This is a genomic window from Kribbella steppae (genome assembly GCF_004342025.1).
Lineage (GTDB): Bacteria > Actinomycetota > Actinomycetes > Propionibacteriales > Kribbellaceae > Kribbella > Kribbella steppae.
This window is the reverse complement of the sequence record NZ_SLWN01000007.1, coordinates 97,642-121,642: the sequence shown is the minus strand read 5'-3', so window position 1 is coordinate 121,642 and position 24,001 is coordinate 97,642. Positions and strand designations below refer to the sequence as shown.

19 protein-coding genes are annotated in these 24,001 nt (G+C 67.8%); 12 read left to right on the top strand and 7 right to left on the bottom strand.

The window, feature by feature from the left end; all coding sequences use genetic code 11:
* The first annotated feature begins 29 nt into the window (after positions 1-29).
* Together EV652_RS20990 and EV652_RS20985 are read left to right on the top strand one after the other, a co-directional pair.
* Positions 30-449, top strand: a complete 420-nt coding sequence (locus EV652_RS20990) for a MarR family winged helix-turn-helix transcriptional regulator (protein ID WP_158441212.1) — start codon at positions 30-32, stop codon at positions 447-449.
* Positions 450-556: 107 nt separating this feature from the next.
* The gene (locus tag EV652_RS20985) at positions 557-1,600 is read left to right on the top strand and encodes a hypothetical protein (protein ID WP_199238313.1); all 1,044 of its coding nucleotides are present in this window, start codon (positions 557-559) and stop codon (positions 1,598-1,600) included.
* 90 nt (positions 1,601-1,690) lie between these two features.
* Here EV652_RS20985 and EV652_RS20980 read toward each other — a convergent pair whose 3' ends face one another.
* Positions 1,691-2,362, bottom strand: a complete 672-nt coding sequence (locus tag EV652_RS20980) for a Type 1 glutamine amidotransferase-like domain-containing protein (protein WP_132210888.1) — start codon at positions 2,360-2,362, stop codon at positions 1,691-1,693.
* A 227-nt stretch (positions 2,363-2,589) separates the two neighbouring features.
* On the opposite strand from EV652_RS20980, the gene EV652_RS20975 reads away from it, so the two are divergent.
* Complete coding sequence (locus EV652_RS20975) at positions 2,590-4,080, top strand: FGGY-family carbohydrate kinase (protein WP_132210887.1); 1,491 nt, start codon at positions 2,590-2,592, stop codon at positions 4,078-4,080.
* Between the two features lie 3 nt (positions 4,081-4,083).
* Positions 4,084-5,004 (top strand): phosphotransferase, encoded by a 921-nt coding sequence (locus tag EV652_RS20970; protein ID WP_132210886.1) that lies wholly within the window; start codon positions 4,084-4,086, stop codon positions 5,002-5,004.
* On the opposite strand, the gene EV652_RS20965 is transcribed toward EV652_RS20970, so the two are convergent.
* The gene (locus EV652_RS20965) at positions 4,991-6,937 is read right to left on the bottom strand and encodes a S9 family peptidase (protein ID WP_158441211.1); all 1,947 of its coding nucleotides are present in this window, start codon (positions 6,935-6,937) and stop codon (positions 4,991-4,993) included. The two genes, EV652_RS20970 and EV652_RS20965, sit on opposite strands and share 14 nt — an antisense overlap.
* A gap of 40 nt (positions 6,938-6,977) precedes the next feature.
* Positions 6,978-7,751 carry a maleate cis-trans isomerase family protein gene (locus tag EV652_RS20960; RefSeq protein WP_132210884.1) on the bottom strand — a complete coding sequence of 258 codons (774 nt, stop codon included), beginning with the start codon at positions 7,749-7,751 and terminating at the stop codon, positions 6,978-6,980.
* A 77-nt stretch (positions 7,752-7,828) separates the two neighbouring features.
* Here EV652_RS20960 and EV652_RS20955 point away from each other — a divergent pair, with 77 nt between their 5' ends.
* Positions 7,829-9,400, top strand: a complete 1,572-nt coding sequence (locus EV652_RS20955) for a serine/threonine-protein kinase (protein ID WP_132210883.1) — start codon at positions 7,829-7,831, stop codon at positions 9,398-9,400.
* Here EV652_RS20955 and EV652_RS20950 read toward each other — a convergent pair.
* Entirely contained in the window at positions 9,397-10,863 is a 1,467-nt protein-coding gene (locus EV652_RS20950; RefSeq protein WP_132210882.1) for an amidohydrolase, read from the bottom strand. The two genes, EV652_RS20955 and EV652_RS20950, sit on opposite strands and share 4 nt — an antisense overlap.
* 82 nt (positions 10,864-10,945) lie before the next feature.
* Positions 10,946-12,616 carry a PucR family transcriptional regulator gene (locus EV652_RS20945; protein ID WP_132210881.1) on the bottom strand — a complete coding sequence of 557 codons (1,671 nt, stop codon included), beginning with the start codon at positions 12,614-12,616 and terminating at the stop codon, positions 10,946-10,948.
* A gap of 144 nt (positions 12,617-12,760) precedes the next feature.
* On the opposite strand from EV652_RS20945, the gene EV652_RS20940 reads away from it, so the two are divergent.
* The 4 genes from EV652_RS20940 to EV652_RS20925 all read left to right on the top strand — a co-directional run bounded on the left by EV652_RS20940 (position 12,761) and on the right by EV652_RS20925 (position 17,222).
* Positions 12,761-14,116 carry a M14 family zinc carboxypeptidase gene (locus tag EV652_RS20940; protein WP_132210880.1) on the top strand — a complete coding sequence of 452 codons (1,356 nt, stop codon included), beginning with the start codon at positions 12,761-12,763 and terminating at the stop codon, positions 14,114-14,116.
* Positions 14,113-15,297 (top strand): enterochelin esterase, encoded by a 1,185-nt coding sequence (gene fes / locus EV652_RS20935; RefSeq protein ID WP_132210879.1) that lies wholly within the window; start codon positions 14,113-14,115, stop codon positions 15,295-15,297. Before EV652_RS20940 ends, fes begins: the two co-directional genes overlap by 4 nt.
* A gap of 74 nt (positions 15,298-15,371) precedes the next feature.
* Positions 15,372-16,262 carry a fibronectin type III domain-containing protein gene (locus EV652_RS20930; protein WP_132210878.1) on the top strand — a complete coding sequence of 297 codons (891 nt, stop codon included), beginning with the start codon at positions 15,372-15,374 and terminating at the stop codon, positions 16,260-16,262.
* A gap of 27 nt (positions 16,263-16,289) precedes the next feature.
* Positions 16,290-17,222 (top strand): alpha/beta fold hydrolase, encoded by a 933-nt coding sequence (locus tag EV652_RS20925; protein ID WP_132210877.1) that lies wholly within the window; start codon positions 16,290-16,292, stop codon positions 17,220-17,222.
* A gap of 5 nt (positions 17,223-17,227) precedes the next feature.
* Here the strand turns inward: EV652_RS20925 and EV652_RS20920 are convergent, their stop codons facing one another.
* On the bottom strand, positions 17,228-18,859 hold the full coding sequence (locus tag EV652_RS20920; RefSeq protein ID WP_158441210.1) for a DUF222 domain-containing protein: 1,632 nt from the start codon (positions 18,857-18,859) through the stop codon (positions 17,228-17,230).
* Between the two features lie 441 nt (positions 18,860-19,300).
* Positions 19,301-20,494, bottom strand: a complete 1,194-nt coding sequence (locus EV652_RS20915; RefSeq protein WP_132210875.1) for an amidohydrolase — start codon at positions 20,492-20,494, stop codon at positions 19,301-19,303.
* 144 nt (positions 20,495-20,638) lie between these two features.
* Here EV652_RS20915 and EV652_RS20910 point away from each other — a divergent pair, with 144 nt between their 5' ends.
* The 3 genes from EV652_RS20910 to EV652_RS20900 are packed head-to-tail and all read left to right on the top strand — an operon-like array spanning position 20,639 to position 23,998.
* Complete coding sequence (locus EV652_RS20910) at positions 20,639-22,207, top strand: peptide ABC transporter substrate-binding protein (RefSeq protein ID WP_158441209.1); 1,569 nt, start codon at positions 20,639-20,641, stop codon at positions 22,205-22,207.
* Between the two features lie 2 nt (positions 22,208-22,209).
* The gene (locus tag EV652_RS20905) at positions 22,210-23,148 is read left to right on the top strand and encodes an ABC transporter permease (protein WP_132210873.1); all 939 of its coding nucleotides are present in this window, start codon (positions 22,210-22,212) and stop codon (positions 23,146-23,148) included.
* Positions 23,132-23,998: an ABC transporter permease gene (locus tag EV652_RS20900; RefSeq protein WP_132210872.1), complete on the top strand. Its 867-nt coding sequence runs from the start codon at positions 23,132-23,134 to the stop codon at positions 23,996-23,998. Before EV652_RS20905 ends, EV652_RS20900 begins: the two co-directional genes overlap by 17 nt.
* Positions 23,999-24,001 lie beyond the last annotated feature (3 nt).

Genomic DNA, 24,001 nt, shown 5'->3' with positions numbered 1-24,001 from the left:
ACAAGTCCGCTACCGACTAGGCTCTGCTCGTGCCCGCACCGGAAGACACCGCTGAACAGATCGCAGCGCTCCTCGACGGCCTCGTCCGCCGCCAGCGCCGCGCGTCGAAGGCGGACCTCGACGTCACGCACGGTCAGCTGCGTGTCCTGCGCACCCTCGACAACGCCGACCGTGCACTCCGCCTGAGCGAACTCGCCAACCAGCTCGGCATCGTCCCGCGCTCGGCGACCTCAGTGGTCGACGACCTCGAAGCGGCCGGCCTGGTCGCCCGCAAGCCCGACCCCGACGACCGCCGCGCCACCTTGGTCAACCTCACGCCGGCCGGCACCAAGGTCCTCGCCACCATCCGCCGCCTCCGCCGCGACGCCATGGTCTCCCTGGTCGAGCGCCTCGAGCCTTCCGAGCAGGCAGAGCTCTTACGCCTGCTGACCCGACTCTCCGACGACTAGCGACCGCTCAACCACCGGATCGGATCACCACTTCACTCTCGTCCAGTGCCCCGGCAAGTACGCCGAGCACCTCCTCAGCGGACAGCGGCAGGTCTAGAGTCACGAGAGTGACTGCGACATCGACCCCGCTGCCGATCCTGCCGACCTCGCTGGTGGGCAGCTACGCCCAGCCGGACTGGCTGATCGACCGGGCCAAGCTCGCTGGCCGCTTCCCGCCGAGGGTGCGGGCGAAAGAGCTGTGGCGGGTCAAGGCGGAGTACCTCGAGCAGGCGCAGGACGACGCCACGTTGCTGGCGATCCGTGCCCAGGAGGAGGCGGGACTCGACATCATCACCGACGGTGAGATGCGGCGCGAGTCGTACAGCAACCACTTCGCCACCGCGCTCGAGGGCGTCGACATCGACAACCCTGGGACGGCCCTCGATCGCAGCGGGCACCCTAACCCGGTGCCGCGGATCGCCGGCCCGATCGTGCGGCCGCACCCCGTCGGCGTCCGCGACGTGAAGTTCCTGAAGGCGAACACCGATCACACGGTCAAGATGACCGTGCCCGGCCCGTTCACGATGTCGCAGCAGGCACAGAACGACCACTACCCCGACCTCGCGTCGGCGGCTCTGGCGTACGCTGCCGCGGTCAACGCCGAGATCAGGGACCTGCACGCCGCCGGCGCCGACCTGGTCCAGATCGACGAGCCGTACATGCAGGCACGGCCCGAGGCGGCCCGCGAGTACGGTCTCACCGCGCTGAACGCCGCGCTCGACGGCATCACCGGCACCACCGCCGTCCACATCTGCTTCGGGTACGCCGCGATCATCCACGAACGGCCCGAGGGGTACTCGTTCCTCCCCGAGCTGGCCGGCTGCTCGGCAGACCAGATCTCGATCGAGACCGCCCAGTCGGGTCTCGATCTCGGCGTCCTGAAGGATCTCAGCGAGAAGACCATCATCCTGGGCGTCATCGACCTGTCCGACCGCGAGGTCGAGTCCGCCGAGCTGGTCGCCGATCGGGTACGCCGAGCCTTCTCCTACATCTCACCGGACCGGATCACCATCGCCACCGACTGCGGGATGAAGTACCTCCCTCGCGCGAGTGCGGAGGGAAAGATGCGTGCCATGGCCGGCGCCGCGTCGATCCTGCGCGCCGAGCTCTAACGGGAGCCGTGCAGCCCGCCGCCTAGGATCCAACTCCGACCTGTCCGCGGTATGAGAGGGCGTCTCGCCCACTCGCGTTGGCGTCGGCAGCTAGTAGGGAAAGTGCTTCCAGTGCCCTTCGGACACGACCTCGACGGTGCCATCGACTACCTTGATGGCCGTCTCGTCGTCCATCGCGTACGCCGGACCCGAGATGCCGGCCGCCCATTGTTCCGCCTCGGCCATGGAGTTGCCCGGCATGCCCTCCTGAGCCAGGTGTGGACAGATCGAGAAGTCGACGATGCCCAACGTGCTGTCGTCACCTGCCGGCGGTCTCCACTGGACGAAGTCCTCCCCGATCCTGGGGGTCATCACCATGCCCCCGGCGCTCAGTCCCACCCAGACCGTCTCGCTCAGGGACGGGAGCAGGTCTGCCAGTCCGGACTGCCGCATCCAGTGGCACAGGTAGAGGGCATCGCCGCCCGCCACCAGCAGGACGTCTGTTTCCCGGACCATGGGCACCCAGCGCTCTTCATCGATGCTAGGCAGCGCGGTGAGCTCCAGTACGCCGACGGACTTCCAGCCCAGGTCGACCATCGGATTTTCGGAATTCCCACTGATGAACTGCCAGGCCCTGACACCGGGGCCGACCATGGGGTGCCCATACTGCGCGGTGGGGATGCACAGAGCGCTCGAGTCGGCGATCGGCTTGCCCAGGAGCTCGACCAACGCGCGGTGGATGCTGGCGTTCTTGACGCCCGCGGACGTGAGCAGAAGTCTCAAGATGCCTCCCGATTCGAAGGTGATGGAGCGGTCCGAGGTAGAGACCTGGGACACCTCATCGCTGCTGAACCAGGCAAATCTACCTGCACAGGCAGCCACTGCGCAGATCAGGATTGATTGCACGCAGCACCCAACCCACCGCGGCATATCAGTGCGTTTCTTGGTTGCACCCAGGGCGAAGAGCTGCCGTGCTTGCCCCCACTGCTGCCGGGCTGGAGGCTGGCTGCATGAATTACGTCATCGGAGTGGACATCGGCACGGGCAGTACCAAGGCTGTCCTGACGACGCTCGACGGCACGGTGAAGGCTGCCGCGCGTCGCGACCACGCGCCCAGCCTCCCGCGACCGGGCTGGGCAGAGATGGACGCCGAGCGCGATTGGTGGGGTGACGTCGCCGACGTACTCAAGGAACTGACCTCGGCGGGTGACCGGATCCTGGCCGTCTGCGTCTCAGGTCTCGGGCCGTGCGTCGTACAGACCGATGAAGACCTGCGGCCGCGACGACCGGCCATCCTGTACGGCGTCGACACCCGGGCGACCCGGGAGATCACCGAGATCACCGAGCAACTCGGGGCCGACGCGATCCTCGAGCGGTGTGGGAAAGACCTGTCCAGCCAGGCGATCGGGCCAAAGCTGGCCTGGCTGCGCCGTGAGGCCGGGCATGCGTGGCGACCGCAGGATCGGTGGTTCAGTGCGCACACATACGTCGTCGCGCGGCTGACCGGTGAGTGGGTGCTGGACCACCACACGGCCAGTCAGTGCGACCCCTTCTACGACATCCGCAAGCAGGAGTGGGCGACGGACTGGATCGAGGAGGTGCTCCCCGGTCTGGCGTTGCCGCGACTGGTGTGGCCATCGCAGCAGGTCGGGGTCGTGCAAGGTGCAGCAGCCGCAGCGACCGGTTTGGCTGAGGGCACGCCGGTCGTGGCCGGAACGGTCGACGCATGGGCCGAGGCATTCAGCGTCGGCGTACGACGTCCTGGCGACCTGATGCTGATGTACGGCTCCACCATGTTCTTCGTACAGGTGCTGACCGCGCAGACCAGTGTGCGCGGACTGTGGACCACGTCAGGCGTCGAGCCGTCGTCGCACACGTTGGCTGCTGGCATGGCGACGTCCGGCTCCATCACCACCTGGCTGCAGGACCTGACCGGTGGTGTGCCGTTCGAGACGCTCGTCGATGAGGCTGCTGCGGTTCCCGCGGGTAGCGAAGGGCTGGTGATGCTGCCGTACTTCAGTGGCGAGCGGACACCGATCTACGATCCGCTGGCGCGTGGCGTCATCGCCGGACTGACTCTGCGGCATCGACGCGGACATCTACTGCGAGCGGCGTACGAGGGAATCGCCTGTGGGGTAAGGCAGATCGTCGGTGCGTTCGAGGAGACGGCCGGGCAGCCGGCGCGGATCGTCGCGGTCGGCGGCGGTACGCAGGGTGGGTTGTGGACGCAGATCGTGAGTGACGTATGCGGGCTGGAGCAGCAGGTGCCCGCGCAGACGATCGGAGCGTCGTACGGCGATGCGTTGCTCGCGGCGATCGGGATCGGGCTGGTCCCGCCGGAGACGGATTGGGCTCGGCTGGATCACACGGTCCGGCCGGATCCGTCGACGGCGACCGCTTACGCGACACTGTTCCGGACGTTCACCGAGTTGTACCCGGCGACGCGTCGCCAGGTACACCGGCTGGCGCGTTCGGTGCGATCCACGGAAGACATGAGGTGATTCGTGTACACGCCGACTGCGGGAGTGATCGCGGCCGCGTTCGATCTCGGGGAGCCGGCTGGTGAGCTCGTGTTTGTTCGCCGTGGGGACACAGACACCTGGCGACTCGAGGCGGAGTCCGGCAGCTATTTCGTGAAGGGTTATTGGCCGGAGACCGGAGGTCAGTTCACGTCCGGTGGGCTGCTCGACCAGTTAGCGGTGGCGATGCCGTTCGAGGAGCGTGCGCTGGCGAGCGGAATCGCCGTGGCGGAGCCGATGCCGCCGGTCGATCCGGTGCTCGGCTGGGTGACGCGGATCGAGGATCGGCTGTTCCGCGTGCATCGGTGGATCGAGAGTCGGGCGGTCCGGCCCGAGGACGACATCGCCGAGTGGCTCGGGCGGACGATGGCGATGGTCCATCAGTTGCAGCCGCTCGATCAGGTCGGTCTGCCGGATTGGTGGCGTGCCGCGATCAGGCCGCGATCCGACTGGGAGGAGTGGTTCACCGAGGCGCGGCAGCGGGGCGAACCGTGGGCGGACCGGGCGTGGGAACGGTTGCCGCGGATCCTCGAGCTGACCGCGCGGATCGAGGAGGTGTGCGAGACCGCACCGGACCTCGTGATGACGCATGGCGATTTCAAGTCGCACAACCTGCTGATGACGGCAAGTGGCCCGGTGCTGATCGACTGGGACAGTGTGCGTTCCGACAGTGCTGCGCTGGAGGCGGGTCGGATGGCCCACATGTTCGGCGCCAAGACGCTCGACGCGTACGTCGCGGCCGGCGGCGACATCACCTGGGCCGGAAACGACCTGAACCTCAGCGTCGTCCGGAACCAACTCCAAGGCATCTTCGAACGCGTCCTGGTCCTGCTCGACCGCATCCCGGCACCACGCTGGATGGCCGACCGGGCCGAGATAGCCCAGCAGCTCATCAAGTCATTCTGAGGTGTTGGTGGAGGAAGGCTAGTTCGCGGTGGAGGAGGTTCTCGATGGTGCGGGGGTTGGTGAGGCCGTGACCTTCGCCTGGTAGCAGGACCAGCTCGTGGGGCTTGCCGAGGGCGTTGAGTGCGCCGGAGAAGCGGATCGCGTGCGTGGCCCAGACATTGGTGTCGGCCAGGCCTTGGATCATGAGGAGCGGGCGGTCGAGGTTGGCGGCGTAGGGGAGGAGTGAGGTACGGCGGTACGCCTCGGTGTCGGTGTCCGGGTGGCCGAGGTACCGCTCCTTCCAGTAGGTGTCGTAGCCGCGCTGGTCGGTGAGGGCGGCTCCGCCGATCGCGGCATGGAAGACGTCTGGCCGATGCAGGAGCGCGGCGATCGACAGATACCCGCCGTAGCTCCAGCCGCGAATAGCGACTCGGTCGAGGTCCAAGTCGCCGTACCTCTCGGCGATCAAGTGCAGAGCCTCGATCTGGTCCTCGAGCACCGGCTCGAGGATGTCACCGACCGTCGCCCGGTCGAAGGCCGGACCGCGTCCCGGGGTGCCGCGGCCATCGGTGCTGAGGACGGTGAACCCGTGCTCGGCGAACCACCGGGAGACCAGGTGCTGCGGCGCACGGTGCTTCAGCGCCATCTGCGCTCCCGGACCCGCGTACGGCGTCAGCAGGACCGGAAGCTTCGACGATCCAGGCGCGTGCCACGACGGCCGGAACACTGCGGTCCGCAACTCCTTCGGCCCCGAGCTGACGAACTCGACCCGCAGGTCCAGCACCGGCTCTTCCTCGAAGGAATCCAGCGCCTGCCCGTTGACCGTGATCCGCCGACCGGTCAGCGTCCGCGAATCGATCACAATGGTGCCGTCGGCAACCAATCCGCTGTGGACGCCGGGTTCCTCGGTGAGCCGCCGTACGGCGCCGTCCCAGACATACAGGTGGACCTCGGTCGGATCGGTCTGCGCCAGGAACGTCACCACCTCGCCGCTGACACAGCAGACCTGGTCGACCTGCAGACCGGGTGGCGTCACCACCTCGTCGCCGATCACCAATCGGTACGTGTCACAGGCCTGATCCCGGTCGATCCACACCAGCCGGCCGGACGCGGTCTGCGCCGGCGTCCGCTCCGGTACGCCGACGAACTGCGGATCGGTCACCTCGCGCACCAGCGTGGTCCGGCCTGTTCCAGGATCCACCTCGAGCACCTGCAGACACTGCTGATCCCTTGTCTGTACGACGATCAGCGGCCGCTCGACCGTCCACCCGGCCCGGACGACGTACTCGAACCGTTGCCGATCCCACTGCACCTCACGCTGTTCACCGTCGAGGTCGAGCACGAACAACCGCACGTCCGCATTCGCCGTCCCGGCGGCCGGGTAGCGGAACGCTCGCGGCTCCGACGTCGGATCGGCCGGATCGGAGAGATACCGCAACTGAACCTGGCTCTCGTCCACCCGTGCTGCCAGGATTCGCTGCCCGTCAGGGGACCACCACAGACCCTCGCCGCGTCCCATCGACATCCAGGCACTGAACTCGGCCAGCCCCCAGAACACGTTCTCGTCGTTGTCCTCGGCAAGAACCTGCTCGCCGCTCCCGTCGACACCGATCACCCGCAGAGCCCGGTCCCGGACGAAGGCGACGGTCTTCCCGGTCGGATCGACCTGAGCCGCCGCCACTTCCTTGATCGGCAACTGATCGGACAGCTCACCGACGAGATCCGCCACGAACACGTCCCGCTCCCGCAACACGACCAGGACCGACTCACTCGCGTGGTACGACGTGGCCGGGCCGACTCGCCGCTCACGCTTCGACTGAACGTCGTACGCCCAGAGTGCGTCGTCGCGCAGGAACACGACGAACCGTCCTGCCCCGACGACCTTCAGGTGACTGGGCGCGCCGGCCCTGAACCGCTTCGTCCGGACAAGTTGCCCCGGCAGATCCGCAACCACCCCAGCACCTCCAACGCGACGGGCGCCCAGTCTGCCAGACCTAGACGCGCTCTGGGGTGAAGATCTCGCCGTAGTGGGAGGGAGTTGCTGCGGAGCCGGCTGCCTGCAGCAGTCCCCAGAGGAGCGAGGAGTTGGCGGTGAGGACCGGGCGGCGGAGATCCTGTTCCAGGGCCGAGATGATGCCGACGCTGCGGAAACCGTTGCCGCCGATGAAGACGGCGTCGGCCTCGTCGGGCGTGTGTTTGATGATCCAGGCAAACAACTCGGACGGATTGATGCTGCGCTGGTTGCTCGGCAGACCGCATGGCCCGTGCGCGACCACGTCCAGCCCTTGAGCGGTGAAGTACTCGGCTCCGAGGCGATCGAGCTCGGCGTCGAACCAGGGCGGATCGACGAGTGCGATCCGGCGGACGTTCAGCTGCCTGAGCCCTGCCACTGCGGACGCACACGTCCCGATCACCGGGATGCCCGCACTGTGCTGCATCAGCCGATCGAGCACCTTCTGCTCGCCGTCGGGGCCGAGGACGTACGACGAACTCGTGAACCCGATGCCGATCGCACCGAGTGGCGCGGCGGCCAGCAACGACACCGCTTCGTCGATGTATGGCGGCTCGACGAACGCCTGGACCGGGGCCAGCGGGATGGTCGGATCCATCACCCCGCCGGTCGTGATCGCCCCGAACGGAACCCGGGTCGCATGCACACAGACCCCCTCCGGAGCCATCGCCTGCAACTCCGACTCCGGCCCGACATCACCGTGCGGCGTCAGCACCCCGAGCCGTAGCCGAACATCCCACCCATCTGGCTGCCACATGACGTGCTCCTTCCCCCGCCGTCGATTGTGCCCTGGAACCCCGGCGGACAGTAGGCTGAGGTGTGCATCGTGGTGACTTGATCGCTGGGCGTTACGAGCTGGTCGCGAGGCTCGGCCGGGGCGGTATGGGCGAGGTCTGGACCTGCCGGGACCGTGAGCTCCGCCGGGACGTGGCCGTCAAGTTCCTGGCCCTGGACGACGCTGTCACCCCCGACCTCGCACAACGCTTCGACCGCGAGGCCGTTGCCGCCGCGCAGATCAACCATCCGAACGTGGTCGCCCTGCACGACCGCGGCCTCGACAAGGACCATCTCTACCTGGTGATGGAGCGAGTCGAAGGTACGACGCTCGCCGCGCACCTCCGCTCGACCGGCCCGCTGGCGCCCGGACGTGCGTTGGAGATCGCGCAGGAGATCTGTGCCGCGCTGGTCGCCGCGCACAAGGCTCACGTCATCCACTACGACATCAAGCCGCTCAATGTGATGCTCACCGCGGACGAGCGGGTAAAGGTCGTCGACTTCGGCATCGCCGGGTTCGTACAGACCACGTTCACGGTCGCGCGCTCTGCCGACCTCCCGACCGCGGGCACACCGGAGTACGGCGCTCCCGAGCAGTTCGGCACCGAGCGCGGCGACGAACGCTCCGACCTCTACGCGTTGGGCGGTGTGCTGTTCACCTTGCTCACCGCCCAGCCGCCGTTCACCGGCCCGAATGGCTTCGCCGTCGTCCAGCGCAAACTCTCTGAGCCGGCTCTCTCAGTCGCCTCACTACGTCCGGACCTCCCGCCCGCGGTGGTGCACCTGGTCGACGACCTGCTGCGTCGAGATCCGGACCAGCGTCCCCAGAAGGCCGCCGAGGTCCAGGAGCGCATCGCCCGGCTCCGCGCCGCCCTCGACGTGCTCGATCTCTCGAACGCGGCGACTGTCGTTGCCAAGGGCCTCGACTTCGTTCAGCCCACCAGGCGCTTGTCGGGGAACGACAGTTCGTTCGAGATCGGGTGGGCCGACCATGAGCGCTCCGGTGGCCGCGGGGTGTGGCTGACCGTGGCTCTCTGGTTCTGCTGGCTCCTCTTCCTGGCTTTCGTGATCATGTCGTACGTGATGCCGTCGATCTACGGCAGTGTCGACTGGCAGCCGGCTGCCTGGATCGACTTCCTGCTGCATTCGCCCGCCCCCGGACGACACTTCTCGGTCATCGGCATCATCGGCAGCCTGATCCTCGCCGTGGTGGTGACGAGGCGTGCCCGCCGGCCGCAGGCTGCCCGGCCGTGGTCGCTCCGGATCGGCCCGGACGGCATCACCACGACCGACGCGAGCGGTGCGACCGCCGCGACCGGGCCGTCCGGCCGCCGTACGTTCGCCTGGAACCACATCAAGATGGTCACGCTGGAGGAGATCCGGGCGAAGATGCTGAACCGGGATTCCGGTCTGCACATCCGCTTCGCCCACGACGCGCCGTACAACGGCCGTTTCCGCCCGGCCGGCTGGATCCATTCCCAAGCCACCGCCGTTCGCCAGGACGGCAGCATCCCTCTCTGCGTCCTCGGCCCACTCACGGAGCAAGAACACGCCGACCTGGTCGCCGCCCTCAACCACCACGCCGGCCCCCGCTGGCACCCCGAAATCGGCTACCTCGACGGCGCTGTCTAGTCCTCGGCCCGGTGCGTGAATCGGCCCGCTACCAGAGTTGCCAGGACTGGCAAGGTGCGGAGGTCGGGGTTGGAGAGGTGGATCGGGTCGTCGGGGAGTAGGACGAGATCGGCTGGGTCGCCGACCGTGATCGTCGTACGGCCGGCGGTGGCTGCTTCGAGGGCGGCATTCAGCGGGATCGCTTGTTCGACATGCCAGGGTGCGCGGTCGTTGTCGGTGCGGTGGACGGCGTCGGCGATGGCATGCCAGGGGTCCGGTTCGGAGACCGGAGCGTCGGAGCCGAACTCCAGGGTCGCTCCGGCACGGAGGAGTGAGCCGTAAGGGAAGGCGGTCGCGGTCCGGCCGGGCCAGTGCCGGTCGGCGACGTCGCGGTCGCTCATCGCGTGCTGGGGCTGGACCGAGGTGATCAGACCCGGTCGGGCGAACCGAGGTGCGTCCTCGGGCCGGACGAGTTGGGCGTGTTCGATCCGGCCGGTGCAGCCGACGCGTTCGAAGGCATTCAGGGTGATCGTGTTGGCGTGGTCGCCGATCGCGTGCACGGCCGGCGCCAGTCCGTTGCGAGAGGCAACGGTCATCAGCTGGACGAGTTCCTCCTCGTCGATCAGCAGCAACCCGTGCTTCTCACCGGCAACGGCCTCCGGATAAGGGTCGTGACAGTACGCCGTCCGCGTGTTCAGCGAACCGTCCGCCACCAGCTTGAACGGCCCGACCTCGATCAAACCGTTCAACACATCGCCGGTCCGCAGACCGCGCTCGATGGTCTCGTCCAGCCAGGGTTTCCACACCGACGCCTTCACCCGCAGCGGTACGGCGCCTTGCTCGGCGCGACGCAGCCAGTCGGTCCGATTGTCGGCGTACTCGAAATCGACGATCGAGGTGATCCCGCGCGCCGCCGCGGCTGCGGTTGCCTCGAGCACCCATCGGTCCACCAGTTCGGGCGGGACGTCGCGGGAGAGTTCGTAGTTGACGTCGATGCAGTCCTGTTCCCGCAGTACGCCGGTCTCATGGTCGCGACCGATCCGGGACAACAACGCGGGGCTGAGCCAGATCGCATGCAGATCCTGGCTGACCACCGCCACCTGGACTCCCGGCAGGGCGGATTCCAGCAGGTCTTTGTGCGGCGGCGTACTCCACAACCCGTCCCGGAACCCATGGGCCATCACGACCTCACCGTTCACCGGTGCCGGCCGCTGCCGGAGGGCAGCCGCGATCAGCTCGACCGTCTCGGCCGGAGAGTGCGCACGCTGTACGTCGATCCGTCGCCGGCGCTCGGCCCACTGCGCGCTGTGCACGTGGCCGTCGACCAGACCGGGCATGAGGGTGGCGCCCGGGTGGTGAAGGACGTCATCGCCGGATCCCGGTCGAAGATCGCCGATCTCGACCACGCGACCGCCCTCGATGCGGACGTCGGTGATCGGTCCACCGCTGCCGAGGCGAACCTGCTGGAAGGTGATGGGCTGCATGCCGAGAACGGTAGGCAGCCCGCGCGGCCCGGACATCGTCGTCAGCCAACGAAACGGCACGGCCTGTTGTGGTCCTCGACAGTCAGCCCAGGAGACGCAGGAGCCGGAGCTGGAGCCAGATCGCGAGGACCTGATCGCCGTCGTCGAGCGACAGGTCGAAGAGCGCCTCCACCCGGCGGATTCGGTACCGCATCGTGTTCTCGTGGATGTTGAGCTTCTCGGCGGCCCGGACGACATCGCCGAACGAGCTCAGATAGACCAGCAGGCTCTCGCCATACACCGTCCCGTGCGTCGCGTCGTGCTCCAGGATCGCCCGTACGGGACCGAGCAGCTGACCCTGGTCCGCAGCCCCCTGCTCAGCCACGGTCCGCAATACGACCTCGGTCCGGACCTGCTCGACACTCGCCACTCGCGTCGACGGATCGGCTCGCCCGGTCAGTACGGCCAGCACCCGATCCGCCATCGCCCGGGACTCGGCGACCTCGGCCAGCCCGGCTGCACATGAGCCGATCCCGACCAGCACGTTGAGCCGCCCGGACCGTTCGATCGTCGCCGCCAGATCCTCGGCCAGCTTGAGTAACCGGGGTGACGGCTCGTCCGTCGTACGCGTGGGAAGGAAGGCATAGACGACGCCGGAGTCCGTCACGCACAACGCACTCGAGTGCCACGCCTCGCAATACAGCGTGACCAGGTCGACGATCCTCGCTGCCGCCAGGATCGGCTCGACGTCGTCGCCGGTGGGTGCGATGACCAGTACGACGCTCGGCGTCTCGGCCTTCACGCCCAGCTGAGCCGCGGCACTCCGGGGCGCGATCGCGCCATCGAGCAGTAGGCGTAGTGCTTCGGTGCGCTGGGCCCGTTCAGGATCGCGTTGACCGCGGGCGCGGAGCAGGTGCAGCGCGGTCGCCTTGGCCGCATCGGCGAGGACGAGCTCGGCCCGGGCCACGATCGGGGGGCGGTCGGTCAGCACCCAGATCAGGCCGAGCGCCTCGGTGCCGGCCCGGACCGCGATCGCCAGCCGGCTCGCGTACTCGGGCGTCGGGCTCTCGAAGTACACCGGGCTCTCGGAGCGCAGTACCGCCTGATACTCCTCGTAGTTAGTCGGCCGGTCCGGTGTCTGCCGGCCGAGGATGCCGAGCCGGCGGATCTCGTCGATCTCCTGGTGCGGGAGGTTCGAGTACGCGATTACGCGGCCGGTCGGGTCCTCGATCGTGATCGCGCCGCCGACCGATGAGGCGATCGCATTCGCGAGCGCGAACAGGTCGCCGACCCCGATCGAGGTGAACCGGTCGGTGTCGTCGGAGAACGCGGGCGCCTTGCTCGACGTGATCAGCGCATCCAGGTGCCGCCAGGCCATCTCGTCCGGCGTACTCAGCAACGCGACCCCGGACTCCTCGGCCACATGGGCCAGCCCGATCAGGTCGTCACCGAACGCCTTCACGACCACCGCGCGATAACCCGTCGTACCAGCGCTGCGGATGGTGTCGAGGGTCTGCGGGTGGGCGGCGCGGCTTCCGGTCAGCAGCAGTACGCCGTCGTCCGCGGGTGGCACGGGTTCGCCAGGGCCGTGGACGACGACCTCGCCGAGCTGCTCGTCCATTCGCCCGGCATCGGCGACCAGGTGCAGGGCGTGCCGGCCGAGCGTGTCCAGGATTCCGCCCAGCGTCCGGTCGGCGGCGTCTGCGGGCGGTTCGACGGGAACCACAAAGGTCGCCGACGGAACCGACTCAGCGGGGCTTACCGAACCGTGCATGTACCGAGAATAGGCCCGTCCCGGTGAGATGCTTTGTCGAATCCGACAAAGAGGCCGGTTCGGCTGGTGGTTCCCACCGAGGCCGCTTGTGGTCGCCCCGGCGACGATGAGAACCCCGTCCGGACGATCTGAGGAGTCGACAACGTGCTGCCCGCGTGGCTGGAAGCCGAACTGGAATCGGTACCCGAGATCGAGGTGTTCAGCACCGCCGACGAGCTGGTCGAAGGGCTCCGCGCGCTGGCCGAGCGCCACCCCGACGTCGCGTCCCTGCGCCGGGTCGGGACCTCGCGGCTCGGCGACCCGCTGCTCTGCCTGACCATCGGCTCCTTCGAGGACAACGCCCTGGTCTTCGGCTTGCCGCACCCGAACGAGCCGATCGGCGGCCTGAGTGCGCTCCACCTGGCCCGCCGGTTGTGCGAGGACGCCGAGCTGCGGCAGCGACTCGGGCATCGCTGGCACGTGATCGCGTGTATCGACCCGGACGGGCTCCGGCTGAACGAGGGCTGGCTCAAGGGGCCGTTCACCCGCGAGCACTATGCGCGGAACTTCTACCGCCCGGCCGGTGACGAGCAGATCGAATGGACGTTCCCGCTCGACTACAAGACGGCGTACTTCGACGACGTCCTGCCGGAGACGGCGGCACTGATGCGGCTGATCGATCAGCTGCGACCGACGTTGATGTGCTCGTTGCACAACACCGAACTGGGCGGTGTGTACTACTACCTGTCCAGGCCGGAGCCGGGGCTGCATGGCGTACTGCAGGAGATCCCGTCGCGGCTCGGGCTGAGCCTGGATCGCGGCGAGCCGGAGTCGCCGTCGATCGCGCAGTTCGCCGACGGGATCTTCAAGATGCCGGACATCGAGACGATCTACGACTACTACGTCGAGCACGGTGATCCGTTGCCGGCGTCGTTCGGCGGGAACAGCAGTCATACGTACGCTCGGCCGTACGGGACGCTCACGCTGCTCAGCGAATTGCCGTACTGGGATGACGCCAGGGTGAGTGACGCGTCGCCGTCGAGCACGTCGTACGCCGATGCGTTGCGCGAGCAGGCGGCCGGGTTCCGGGAACTGGTCGGGTGGATGGATGACATCCTCGCGGCGACCGATGAGGACTTGAGCAGCGGGTCGCCGTTCGTACGGGCGAGCCGGTACTTCGCGCGGATCATGGCGACCTCGCCGGACAGCATGGAGAAGCGGGCCGCGGAGCCGTCGTCCCAACGCCCGGCCACCGTCGCCGAGCTCGCGTCGCTGCAGGATTCCGTGCACATGTTCCGCCTGCGGTACGCCGGCATGCTGCTGCGAGCGCTTGACGCCGAGGTCGGCATCGGCAATGCGACACCGGCGATCCGGACTGCGCGGACCCGGCTGGCGGCGCAGTACGACGCGTGGGTCGCCGAGGACAAGGCCGCGGGCTGCGCCGAACCGATCCCGATCCGTTCCCTGGTCGCCACGCAGTACGCCGCCCTGATCGCAAGCGCCGAGTTCCTGCGGCGATGAGGATCCAGCAACTCCGTGAGGACCTCGCCGCCGGTCCCGTGAACGGTGTCCTGGCTCGCTTCTGGACCGAGGTCGCTCTGGTCGGAACTCCGCTGGTCGAGCCATACAACGCGGAGCACCGCCTGGTCACCTTCCTGTGGAAGGAGGAGGCGCCGATCGACACCGTCGTGGTCATCGGCGGCCCGGCGTTGTGGTGGGAGATTCCTGACAACCAGTTGGAGCACATCCCTGGCACCGACGTCTGGTTCCGCAGCTACGTCGCTCGCGCCGACCTTCGCGGCCGCTACGTCCTGTCGCCGAACGATTCCCTCAAACCCCTGGAAACGGCAGGTACGCCGGCCGCCGTCGAACGCGCCGCCACCTTCGTCCCGGACCCGTTCAACCGCGCCCCCTTCACGCTCCCCGGCGTCCCCGGCGACCCGGTCAGCCCACCCCAGCATTTCTCCACCTTCGCACTGGACCAGGCCACCCCGCGCCCGTGGGCCGAGCCTCGTCCCGGCGTACCGCGGGGGACGGTCACCGAGACAACGCTCGGCGACAGACGCATCTGGTTGTGGCAGTCGGTCCCGCGGGCGGAGAACCCCGCACTCCTGATCCTCCTGGACGGGCGCGACTGGACGGAAGCCCTGCCGATCTTCCCCACGCTCGACAACCTGGTGGCCGAGGGGATGCTGCCGCCATTGGTCGCGGTCCTGCCGGACAGTGTGGACTTTGCGACTCGTGCTCGGGAACTGCCTTGCAATGAAAGGTTTGCGGAGTACCTGGCGGACGAGTTGGTGCCGTGGGCAAGGAAGCTGACGGGCGCGACGGACGACCCGCGGCGGACCGTGGTTGCAGGGAAGAGTTATGGCGGACTGGCCTCGGTGTTCGCCGGTCTGCGCCGGCCGGATGTGTTCGGGAATGTGATCGCGCAATCCGGCTCGTTCTGGTGGGCCCCGCCGGGTGAGGAGCCGGAGTGGTTGTTGCGTCAGGTCGACGGCAGTCCGCCCGTGCGGTTCTGCCTGGATGTCGGTTTGCAGGAAGGCGACTGGATGATCCCGCAGACCAAGCGGTTAGCTGCCGCGCTCACGCCGTACGCAGATGAGGTGCTCTACCGCGAGTACAACGGCGGCCATGACCTCACCTGCTGGCTCGCGGAACTTCCCGCCGAACTCCAGTGGGCCTACAGCGCTGGGCGTTGAACCTCATCGGGCACTTCCCCGTTCAGATTATGTGAGGGACCTCTGCGCCGTCGCCCACCGAAGGAGCGTCACCGATGCGTATCACCTCGCGCATGGTCGTAGCATTCGCCACCTGTCTGGTCGCCGGCGTGGTCTCGGCGCCCGCGGCTACGGCCGCCGATACAGTGCCGCCCACTTCACCTTCGAACGTTCGGGTGCTCGCCACCGGCCCTAGTACCGTGACGATCTCGTTCACCGGCTCGACCGATGACGTCGGGCTGAAGTGGTACGTCGTGCGGGTCGGCGACCGCCAACAGGCCACGACCTCACCGAGCTCGACCCAGGTCGGCGGGCTCCTGTCGAACACGAGCTACTCCCTCACCGTGGTCGCGGTCGACAAGGCAGGCAACGTGTCGGTGCCGAGCCAGCCGGTCACGTTCACCACCACGGCGTGGCCCTCGCCGACCGGGCTTCGGGTGACGAGCAGCGCCGGCGGCACCGTCAGCCTCGCCTGGAGTCGGCCGGTGAACATGGACCCGTATCGGTACCTGATCTACGACTCCGGCCGCCCCGAGTCAGCTGCGAAGACAGAAACGATGACGATGCAGCGCCTCGCCGGAGGCACCCACACGTTCACCGTCAAGGCGATGCACTCGAACCAGGATGTCTCGCCTGCGAGCGGCTCGGTGACGGTGACGGTGCCACCCAGAAGTGCCGATGTGACCGCGCCGAGCGCTCCGGGCAACCCGACGATCTTCCTCCCCGAGGAGGGCGATGAGCTGACGACGTGGATCGCGTCCACGGACCAGACCGATCCGTCGTCGAACCTCGCCTACGACATGCTCCAGAGCTGGGCCGGCGATCTGTTCGCGGTGCGCTACGGCGTCACGGGGACGCAGGTCTCCGGCTTCTTCGTGGCCGCGGTCAGGGCAGTCGATCCGGCCGGCAACCGCTCCGCGCCCGCGTTGACGACTGTGCTCTGGTAGGCCGTTCTCCACGTAGGCTCGCTCGCTGTGGAGCACAGACAGCGAGTACTGCTCGGTGGACATCCGCAAGAGGTGCTGATCCAAGGCGCCGACGCCCGCAATCCGTTGCTGCTCATCCTGCACGGCGGCCCAGGCTTCGCCGAGATGCCGCTGTTCACGACGTACAACGCCGACCTGGAGCAATACTTCCTGGTGGTGCACTGGGACCAGCGCGGCGCCGGCCGCTCGTACGCCGCGGACATCCCGGCCGAGTCGATGACGCTGCGCCAGCTCGTTGCCGACGCGCTCGAGTTGATCGACTGGCTGACCTCTCGCTTTGCGCAGGACAAGGTCTACCTGCTTGGGCATTCGTGGGGGAGCTTGCTCGGCGCGACGGTTGCCGCCGAACGGCCGGAGAAGTTCCATGCGTACGTCGGTGTTGGTCAGCTCGTGGCCGGGTTGCGCAATGAGCAGGCGTCGTACGCGTTCACGCTGCGGAAGGCGGTCGAGCGCGGTGACACCGAGGCCGTCAGCGCGCTACGGGCGATCGAGGACCGATATGCGCCGGGCGGTGGGCTGACGTTCGCCGACGTGGTGGTGCAGCGGGGGTGGCTCGATCGGTTCGGTGGGACGGTGCACGGGGACATCGCGGCGGTGTTCGAGCGGGTTCCGTCGGCGTTGCGGCAGGAATACTTCGGGGAACTGTTGGGGATCGCGCAGGAGTTCTCGTTCGGCTACCTGATGCCCGAGATCCTCGAGTCCGACCTGCACCAGACGGCCAGGGCGTTCGACATCCCGGTCCATCTGTTCGTCGGACGGCACGACCAGACCACACCCGCCGAGCTGGCCGTGGAGTACTTCGACGCGATCGAGGCGCCGAGCAAGCAGTTCCACTGGTTCGAACACTCGGCGCACATGCCGCCGTTCGAGGAGCCGGCCAGGTTCAACACCTTGCTGACCGACGCCCTGCTGGGCGGCTGATCGGGTTAAGGCGGGTCGGGCGTGCGGCCCGGAGGTGGTACTCGGTGGGTGCCGGTTGGGGTGACCTGGAAGGTGAAGCCGTGGGGTGTGGTCCACTCCAGGGTCTTGTAGTTGAGGCGGTGGACGTTCCAGCCGCGGGCGTGGGTTTTGACCCTGTGGGTGAAGCGTCCCAGGGGAGCGAGGTTTTGGGTGTTGGTCTGGCCTGGCGGGCCGAGCGGGTCATAGGGCTGGATGTGGTCGATATCCATGGTGCGGTGGGTTTCGCGGCTGCCGTAGGGGAAGAGCTCGACCGGGTGAACCAGCTTCACACGTTCCCGGATCCGGTCGGGGATCTCGTAGGCGTCGACACTGATGGCTTCGTTGAGGTCGATGACCGGTTTCACCACGTAGGGGCCGTGGCCGACGAGTTCGGTCAGTTGCGAGGCGAGGAGTGGGCCGAGGGTTTCGGCGCGCAGCACGCCGTCGCCGGTGGCGAGGGTGTGGTCGGTGAGGTGGACGTAGATCTCGGTCTTGCCCGGGCGTAGTCGCCTGCCGGGCCGGTCGGCGCCGGCTCGGGTGGTCGGGTTGGTGTGGGCTTTGTGCTTGATCTCGGCCAGCCGTGTGTGAAGGGCGCGGCGGGCGTCGGGGTCAAGGGGTTCGCCGGGCTCGGTGGGGACATGCGGTTCGGGCCAGGCGGGATCGAGTGGCGCGGTCAAAGGCGTGTCGAGGGGGTCGTGGAGATCGGTGTCGCTGGGGTGGGGTGCGTCGCGGTCGGCCTCGTCGTCCCAGGCAGGCTCGACTGGATCGGTCAGCAGATCCCCTGCGGAGGGTGCGGTGGGCGGTTCGGTGTCGGCAGGCGACGCCGTTGGCGTGTTGGCCGGAAGCTCGCGGGCCTGGAGGAGGAGTTCTGCGGTGTAGGCGGGGTCGGCGATGATGCCGAGTGCGTCGGCGCGGCGGGTGTTCAGGTCGCGGGTGTCACCGAGGATCTTCAGTGCGTCGGCGATGCTCGCGATGGTGGCGTCGAATCGGATCACGGCACCGCTGGCTGCGCGCGCATAGATCGTCTTGGAGCCGTGCTCGTCCGAGTGCGCGACGAACACCCCGCGCTCGCGGGCCTTCTCCTCGGCCTCTGCGCGGGCGCCTTCGGGGTCGGCGTGGAACTTGGCGGCTTTGATGATCTTGTCGAGGCGGTACGGGGTGATCGTGTCGAGGATCGGTGCAACGCGTTGGTCGACGTAGCGGGCGGCTTCTTCGCTGAGTTTGATGCAGGTGGTGGTGAGGAGGCGGGCTCGCCAGGGTGTTGCCTCACCAGCCTGGACGCGAGCCCAGGTGAAGGGGAAGCGGTGGCGCAGGGCCAGGGCTTGGCCGAGGTAGTCGGCAGCCACGCGCGGGGAGATGCCGAGCATGACACCGAACTCGGCCGGGGCGAACTCGGCGATCTCGGGGCAGCCGTCACCGCCGAGCACCACGGACCGTTCGCGGCCTTCCCAGGAGCGGCGGCCTGGCCGGGGTGAGCATGCGGACGGGTGGTGGCGGTCGGCGAAGATCTGGGCGTGTTCGATGAGCCGAGCCGCGGAACGGTTCTCCTCGGCGTGGTGTTCGGCGGCCGACTCCAGCAGGTCGGGCGTCGAGAGCGTAGCCAGGTCTCCTTCGAACATGCGTTCTAGTTTATGTGGCTTTGATAGGTCGTGCAAACCGAGGCGACCTCGAAACCCCTTATCCACAAGGGGAAACATCACATCGAATCGCCCCGCTGGAAGGGTATGCAGATCATTCCGAGGGGCGAGGGGCGAGGGGCGAGGGGCGAGGGGCGAGGGGCGAGGGGCAAGGGGCGACCGACGGCAACGGCGGCGACGGTTGGGTGTTCGAGGGGAAGGCGAGGGCGGTGTGAAGGCGCAGGCGGGTGCAAGCGAGGTGGGCGTGGGTGAGGGGGCACGTGGGCGAGGTGGGCAGGGGTGAGGGGTGAAGGCGGTCGGGCGAAACCGGGCGAAGGCGGCGGTGGGTGACGGGGACTGCGGTGGGCGTGGGGACTGGGGTTGGGGTGGGGACTGGGGTTGGGGTGGTCAGGGGTGGGGATGTGTGGGCGGCTTCGTCGTTGGCTAGGCGAACCAGTTTTGGCCGTTGATGGTTCCGGTTTGTTGGGTGTTGTCCCAGCGGAAGACTTCTTGGCCGCGGAGGTAGGCGGCTTCTACTCGTTGCATGGGGTCCAGGGGGTCGCCGGACCAGATGCAGAGGTCGGCGTCTTTGCCGGGGACCAGTGAGCCGATGCGGTCCACTACGCCTAGAACGCGGGCTGGGTTGAGGGTGATCGCGCGCAACGCGACGTCACGGTCCAGGCCTTCGCGGACGGCGTACGCGGCCTGGACGTGCAGGAGGTTGGCGGGGATAACCGGGTGGTCGGTGACGAGGGACAGTTCGATGCCGGCCTCGGCCAGGAGGCGGGCGTTGCGGAAGGCGCGGTTGCGGAGCTCGACCTTGCCGCGGCCGACGATCAGCGGGCCGAGCAGCACGGGGATCCCGCGCTCGACGAGTACGTCGGCCACGAGGTGTGCCTCGGTGCCGTGATCCACCACCAGGTCGTACCCGAACTCGTCGGCCAGCCGCACCGCCGTGAGAATGTCGTCCGCCCGATGGCAGTGCTGCCGCCACGGGATCTCCCGCCGCAACACCCGCGCCAGCGCCTCCTTGCCCAGATCGACTCCCGGGCGAGACGTCGTACGGCGCGCCTCGTCGTACTCACGCGCTTCGGCCAGCGCCTGCCGGATCACCGCCGCGATACCCATCCGGGTCGAAGGCATCCGGCCCGCGTCGCCGTAATGCTTCTTGGGGTTCTCGCCAAGCGCCGACTTCATCCCGGCCGGCGACCGCAGCACCATCTCGTCGACGGACCGCCCGGCGCACCGGACAGCGACTGTCTCACCCGCGATCGGATTGCACGAGCCGGGATTCACTCCGACAGCCAGCACTCCACCGCCGATAGCGTCCCGAAACCCGTTGTCCAGATGGTTGATCGCGTCGAGCGCCCGCAGTTGAGCCGTGACCGGCGCGGTCGCCTCGTCGTGGTCGTCGCCCGCCCAGCCCTCGCCCTCCTCGAGCGTGCCCATATGTGTGTGCGCATCGACAAACCCCGGCACCACCCACCGCCCACGCGCGTCGACGACCTCCGCGTCATCAGGTACGGCGACGTCCATGCCGACCTCGACGATCCGACCGTCCCGGATCAGCACCGTGCCGCCGACCAGAGGCGAACCCTCGATCGGCACGACTGTCCCACCTGTCACCGCCAGTTCCATGCGACCGCATCCTGTCCGAGTCGGGGCCGCAGTGGGCTGTCGATGCCGACAACATCGGCGAAGCCTTTCTGATCTCTCCGATAAGGCTGCTTGTTCCCGGCCGCGCGGAGGATGTTGCCGACCGAGCCATGGAGGCAACCACACATGAAGACACCACACCGACGCCTGACGGCCGCCCTCGCCGTGCTCGGCCTGTTGCTGGCGGGATGCGCGGGCCAGAGTTCCGCCACCGACGACAGTGGGACGTTCTCGGTCGGCGTACCGACGTTCTTCGTCCAGAACCTGACGCCGGGCAGCTCCGGCAGCAGCTACGTCGACTACGCGATCTGGTCGCCGCTGACCCGGGTCGACGGTCAGAGCGGCAAGCTGGAGATGCTCGTGGCCGATTCGATCGAGTCGACCGACAACGTCACCTGGACGGTGAAGCTGAAGAGCGGCTGGACCTTCCACGACGGCAGCCCGGTCACCGCCAAGTCGTTCGCCGACTCCTGGAACGCGACCGCGCTCGGCGCGAACGCCCTCACCGGCAACGCGAGTATGGCGATCTTCCAGGGCTACACCGCGATGAACCCGGCGAAGGGCACAACGCCTGCGAAGACGCTGTCCGGCGTACAGGTCGTCGATGACTCGACGCTCAAGGTCACGCTGAACAAGCCAAACGCGCTCCTCCCGTACGTCCTGTCCGCGACCGCGTTCGCGCCGCTGCCAGAGAGCGCAGCCAAGGACCTGAAGGCCTTCGGCATGCACCCGATCGGGAACGGTCCGTTCAAGACCAGTGGCTGGGAGGCCGGTGCCCAGGAGATCAAGCTCGAGCGGTACGACGCTTACGCCGGAACGAAGGCAGCCGCGGCCGGCGTCGACGTGCGCGTGTATCAGCAGACCGGCGCGATCTACACCGACTTCCAGGCCGGCACGATCGACCTCGCCCTGCTCGACGGCGCGGACCTGTCCAAGGCCAAGAAGGACACCCCGGAGCAGGTCGTCGACGTCCAGTACCCGGCGATCGTCTACCTGAGTTTCCCCTTGTACGACAGCCGGTTCGCCAACCCCGAGCTCCGCAAGGCGATCTCGATGGCGATCGACCGCGAGGCGATCGTGAAGTCGCTACTGGCCGGCAATGCCAAGGCCGCGACCGGACTCGCACCGTCCACGCTGACCGGTGGTGGTGAGGCGAAGTGTGAGAGTTGCACCTACGATCCGCAGAAGGCCAAGGCGACGCTGCAGGCGGCCGGCGGCTGGAACGGCCCGATGGTGCTCTACACCTACCAGGACCCGACGAACGAGAAGGTGCTGCAGGCGATCGCCAACCAGCTCAGGACCAACCTCGGTATCGCCAACGTCACCTTCGAGGCCCAGCCGATCGCGCAGCTGTACGAAGGCTTTGCCGGCAAGGCGGTCAAGGGCCCGAGCCTGCTGTACTCCGGTTCGCCGTACCCGCACATCTATGCGATGGCCGACCAGATGTTCTCCACCGGCGCGCCGCTGAACGTGACCGGCTACGACTCTAAGGCGTTCACCGGACTACTCGGTCAGGCTGCGTCGGGCAAGGACACCGATGCGGTGGCCAAACAGGCAGCGGAGCAGGCGCTGACCGACGTACCGGTGGCTCCGCTCTACTGGCCGATGGGTGGTCTGGTCCACTCCGACCGGCTGAGCGACGTGGTGCCGGAGGTCCTCGGCGGCGCCCGGCTGGCGGTCGTCAAGGCGGGCTGACGATGACCGCCTACGTGCTCCGGCGGCTGGTCGGAATGGTCCCGGTCGTGATCGGTACGACGCTGCTCATCTTCGCCGCGGTCTACGCCTTGCCGGGTGATCCGATCAAGGCGCTGGCCGGCCCGGGACGGGTGCTGTCGCCATCGGTCGAGGATGCGTTGCGGGAGCGGTTCCACCTCGATCAGCCGCTCTGGGCGCAGTACGGGCACTATCTGAGCGGTCTGGTCCGCGGCGACCTCGGTATCGACCTGCAGGGTCACGAGGTCTCCGCACTGGTCGCCCGGGCCTGGCCCTACACGCTGCAACTGGGGCTGACGGCCTGGGCGATCATGGCGATCGTCGGCATCTCGCTCGGCACGTACGCCGGGATGCGGCACGGCGGCGCGGTCGACTGGGTGGTGCTCACCGCGACCACCGTGGTCGTCGGGCTGCCGTACTTCGTGATCGCGTACGTCGCCCAGATCGTGTTCGGCGTCAACCTCGGCTGGTTCCCGACGTCCGGCGTACGGGAAGGATGGCCGGCGAGTTACTTGATGCCGGCAACGGTTCTGGCGCTGTTCGGCATCCCGGAGTTGGTCCGGCTGACCCGGGCAAGCATCGTCGAGAACCGGTACGCCGACTACGTCGACACAGCGATCGCGAAAGGTCTGCCGCACCGGATGATCGTGGTCCGGCATATCCTGCGGAACTCGCTGGTCCCGGTGGTGTCGGTGCTCGGGCTGAGCCTCGGCTACATGGTCAGCGGCACCGTGCTGATCGAGGGCATCTTCAACATTCCCGGCCTCGGGTACGTCGTCTTCAACGGCATCTCGCAGCAGAACGGGCCGGTCGTGGTCGGCGTCTGCAGCCTGCTGGTGCTCGTCTACCTGTTCATCAACCTGCTCGTGGACATCGTCTACGGGCTACTCGACCCGAGGATCAGCCTTGCCGGCCGCCGTTGAGACCCCGACCGTCGCCGCCGTCCCACTACGCCGGCGACGGTTGCTGCGCCAACCGAGGATCGCGATTCCGGCGGGCGTGGTGCTGCTGGTCCTGCTGGTGGCCGCTGTACCTGGGCTGTTCACCCAGACCGATCCGCGGGCCTGCGATCTCAACAACAGTGGGCTCGGGCCGGTTGCCGGACACCCGTTCGGCTTCGATATCCAGGGCTGTGACCTGTACAGCAATGTTGTCTATGGCACCCGTTCGTCAGTGACGATCGGGTTCACCGTGACGGCAGGTTGTGTGCTGATCGCGTTGGTGCTCGGGTGCCTGGCGGCGTACTACCGGGGCTTCGTGGACACGGTGGTGAGCCGCACGATGGACATCTTCTTCGGGTTCCCGGCGCTGGTCGGGCAGGTGGTCATCCTCAACACGTTGCATCAGCGCAACGTCGTGGTGGTGTCCGCGGTGCTGATCCTGTTCGCGTGGCCGGCGATGACACGGCTGATGCGATCGGCCGCGCTCGCGACCGTCGACCTGGACTTCGTGAAGGCGGCTCGCGGTCTCGGGGCCGGGCCGGTTCGGGTGATCGTGCGGCATGTCCTGCCGAACTCGTTCGCGCCGATCCTGGCGGTTGCCAGTCTCGGCATCGGCGGGATGATCACCGCGGAGTCGGCGCTGACGTTCCTCGGCGTCGGGTTGCGGGCGCCGTCGATCTCGTGGGGTGTGCAGCTCAACCAGGCGCAGGACTCGTTCGCCGAGCACCCACACCTGCTGCTGTTCCCGTCGTTGTTCCTGTCCGTCACCGTGCTGGCGTTCGTGATGCTGGGCGACGCCCTGCGGGACGCCTTCGATCCGAGGTCGCGATGAAGA

Excerpts from the sequence above, each read along its gene's own strand:
- EV652_RS20915 (WP_132210875.1), bottom strand. The coding sequence starts at position 20,494 with ATGGAACTGGCGGTGACAGGTGGGACAGTCGTGCCGATCGAGGGTTCG.
- EV652_RS20910 (WP_158441209.1), top strand. The coding sequence starts at position 20,639 with ATGAAGACACCACACCGACGCCTGACGGCCGCCCTCGCCGTGCTCGGC.
- EV652_RS20930 (WP_132210878.1), top strand. The coding sequence starts at position 15,372 with ATGCGTATCACCTCGCGCATGGTCGTAGCATTCGCCACCTGTCTGGTC.
- EV652_RS20920 (WP_158441210.1), bottom strand. The coding sequence starts at position 18,859 with ATGTTCGAAGGAGACCTGGCTACGCTCTCGACGCCCGACCTGCTGGAG.
- EV652_RS20905 (WP_132210873.1), top strand. The coding sequence starts at position 22,210 with ATGACCGCCTACGTGCTCCGGCGGCTGGTCGGAATGGTCCCGGTCGTG.
- EV652_RS20960 (WP_132210884.1), bottom strand. The coding sequence starts at position 7,751 with ATGTGGCAGCCAGATGGGTGGGATGTTCGGCTACGGCTCGGGGTGCTG.
- EV652_RS20945 (WP_132210881.1), bottom strand. The coding sequence starts at position 12,616 with ATGCACGGTTCGGTAAGCCCCGCTGAGTCGGTTCCGTCGGCGACCTTT.
- fes (WP_132210879.1), top strand. The coding sequence starts at position 14,113 with ATGAGGATCCAGCAACTCCGTGAGGACCTCGCCGCCGGTCCCGTGAAC.
- EV652_RS20975 (WP_132210887.1), top strand. The coding sequence starts at position 2,590 with ATGAATTACGTCATCGGAGTGGACATCGGCACGGGCAGTACCAAGGCT.
- EV652_RS20950 (WP_132210882.1), bottom strand. The coding sequence starts at position 10,863 with ATGCAGCCCATCACCTTCCAGCAGGTTCGCCTCGGCAGCGGTGGACCG.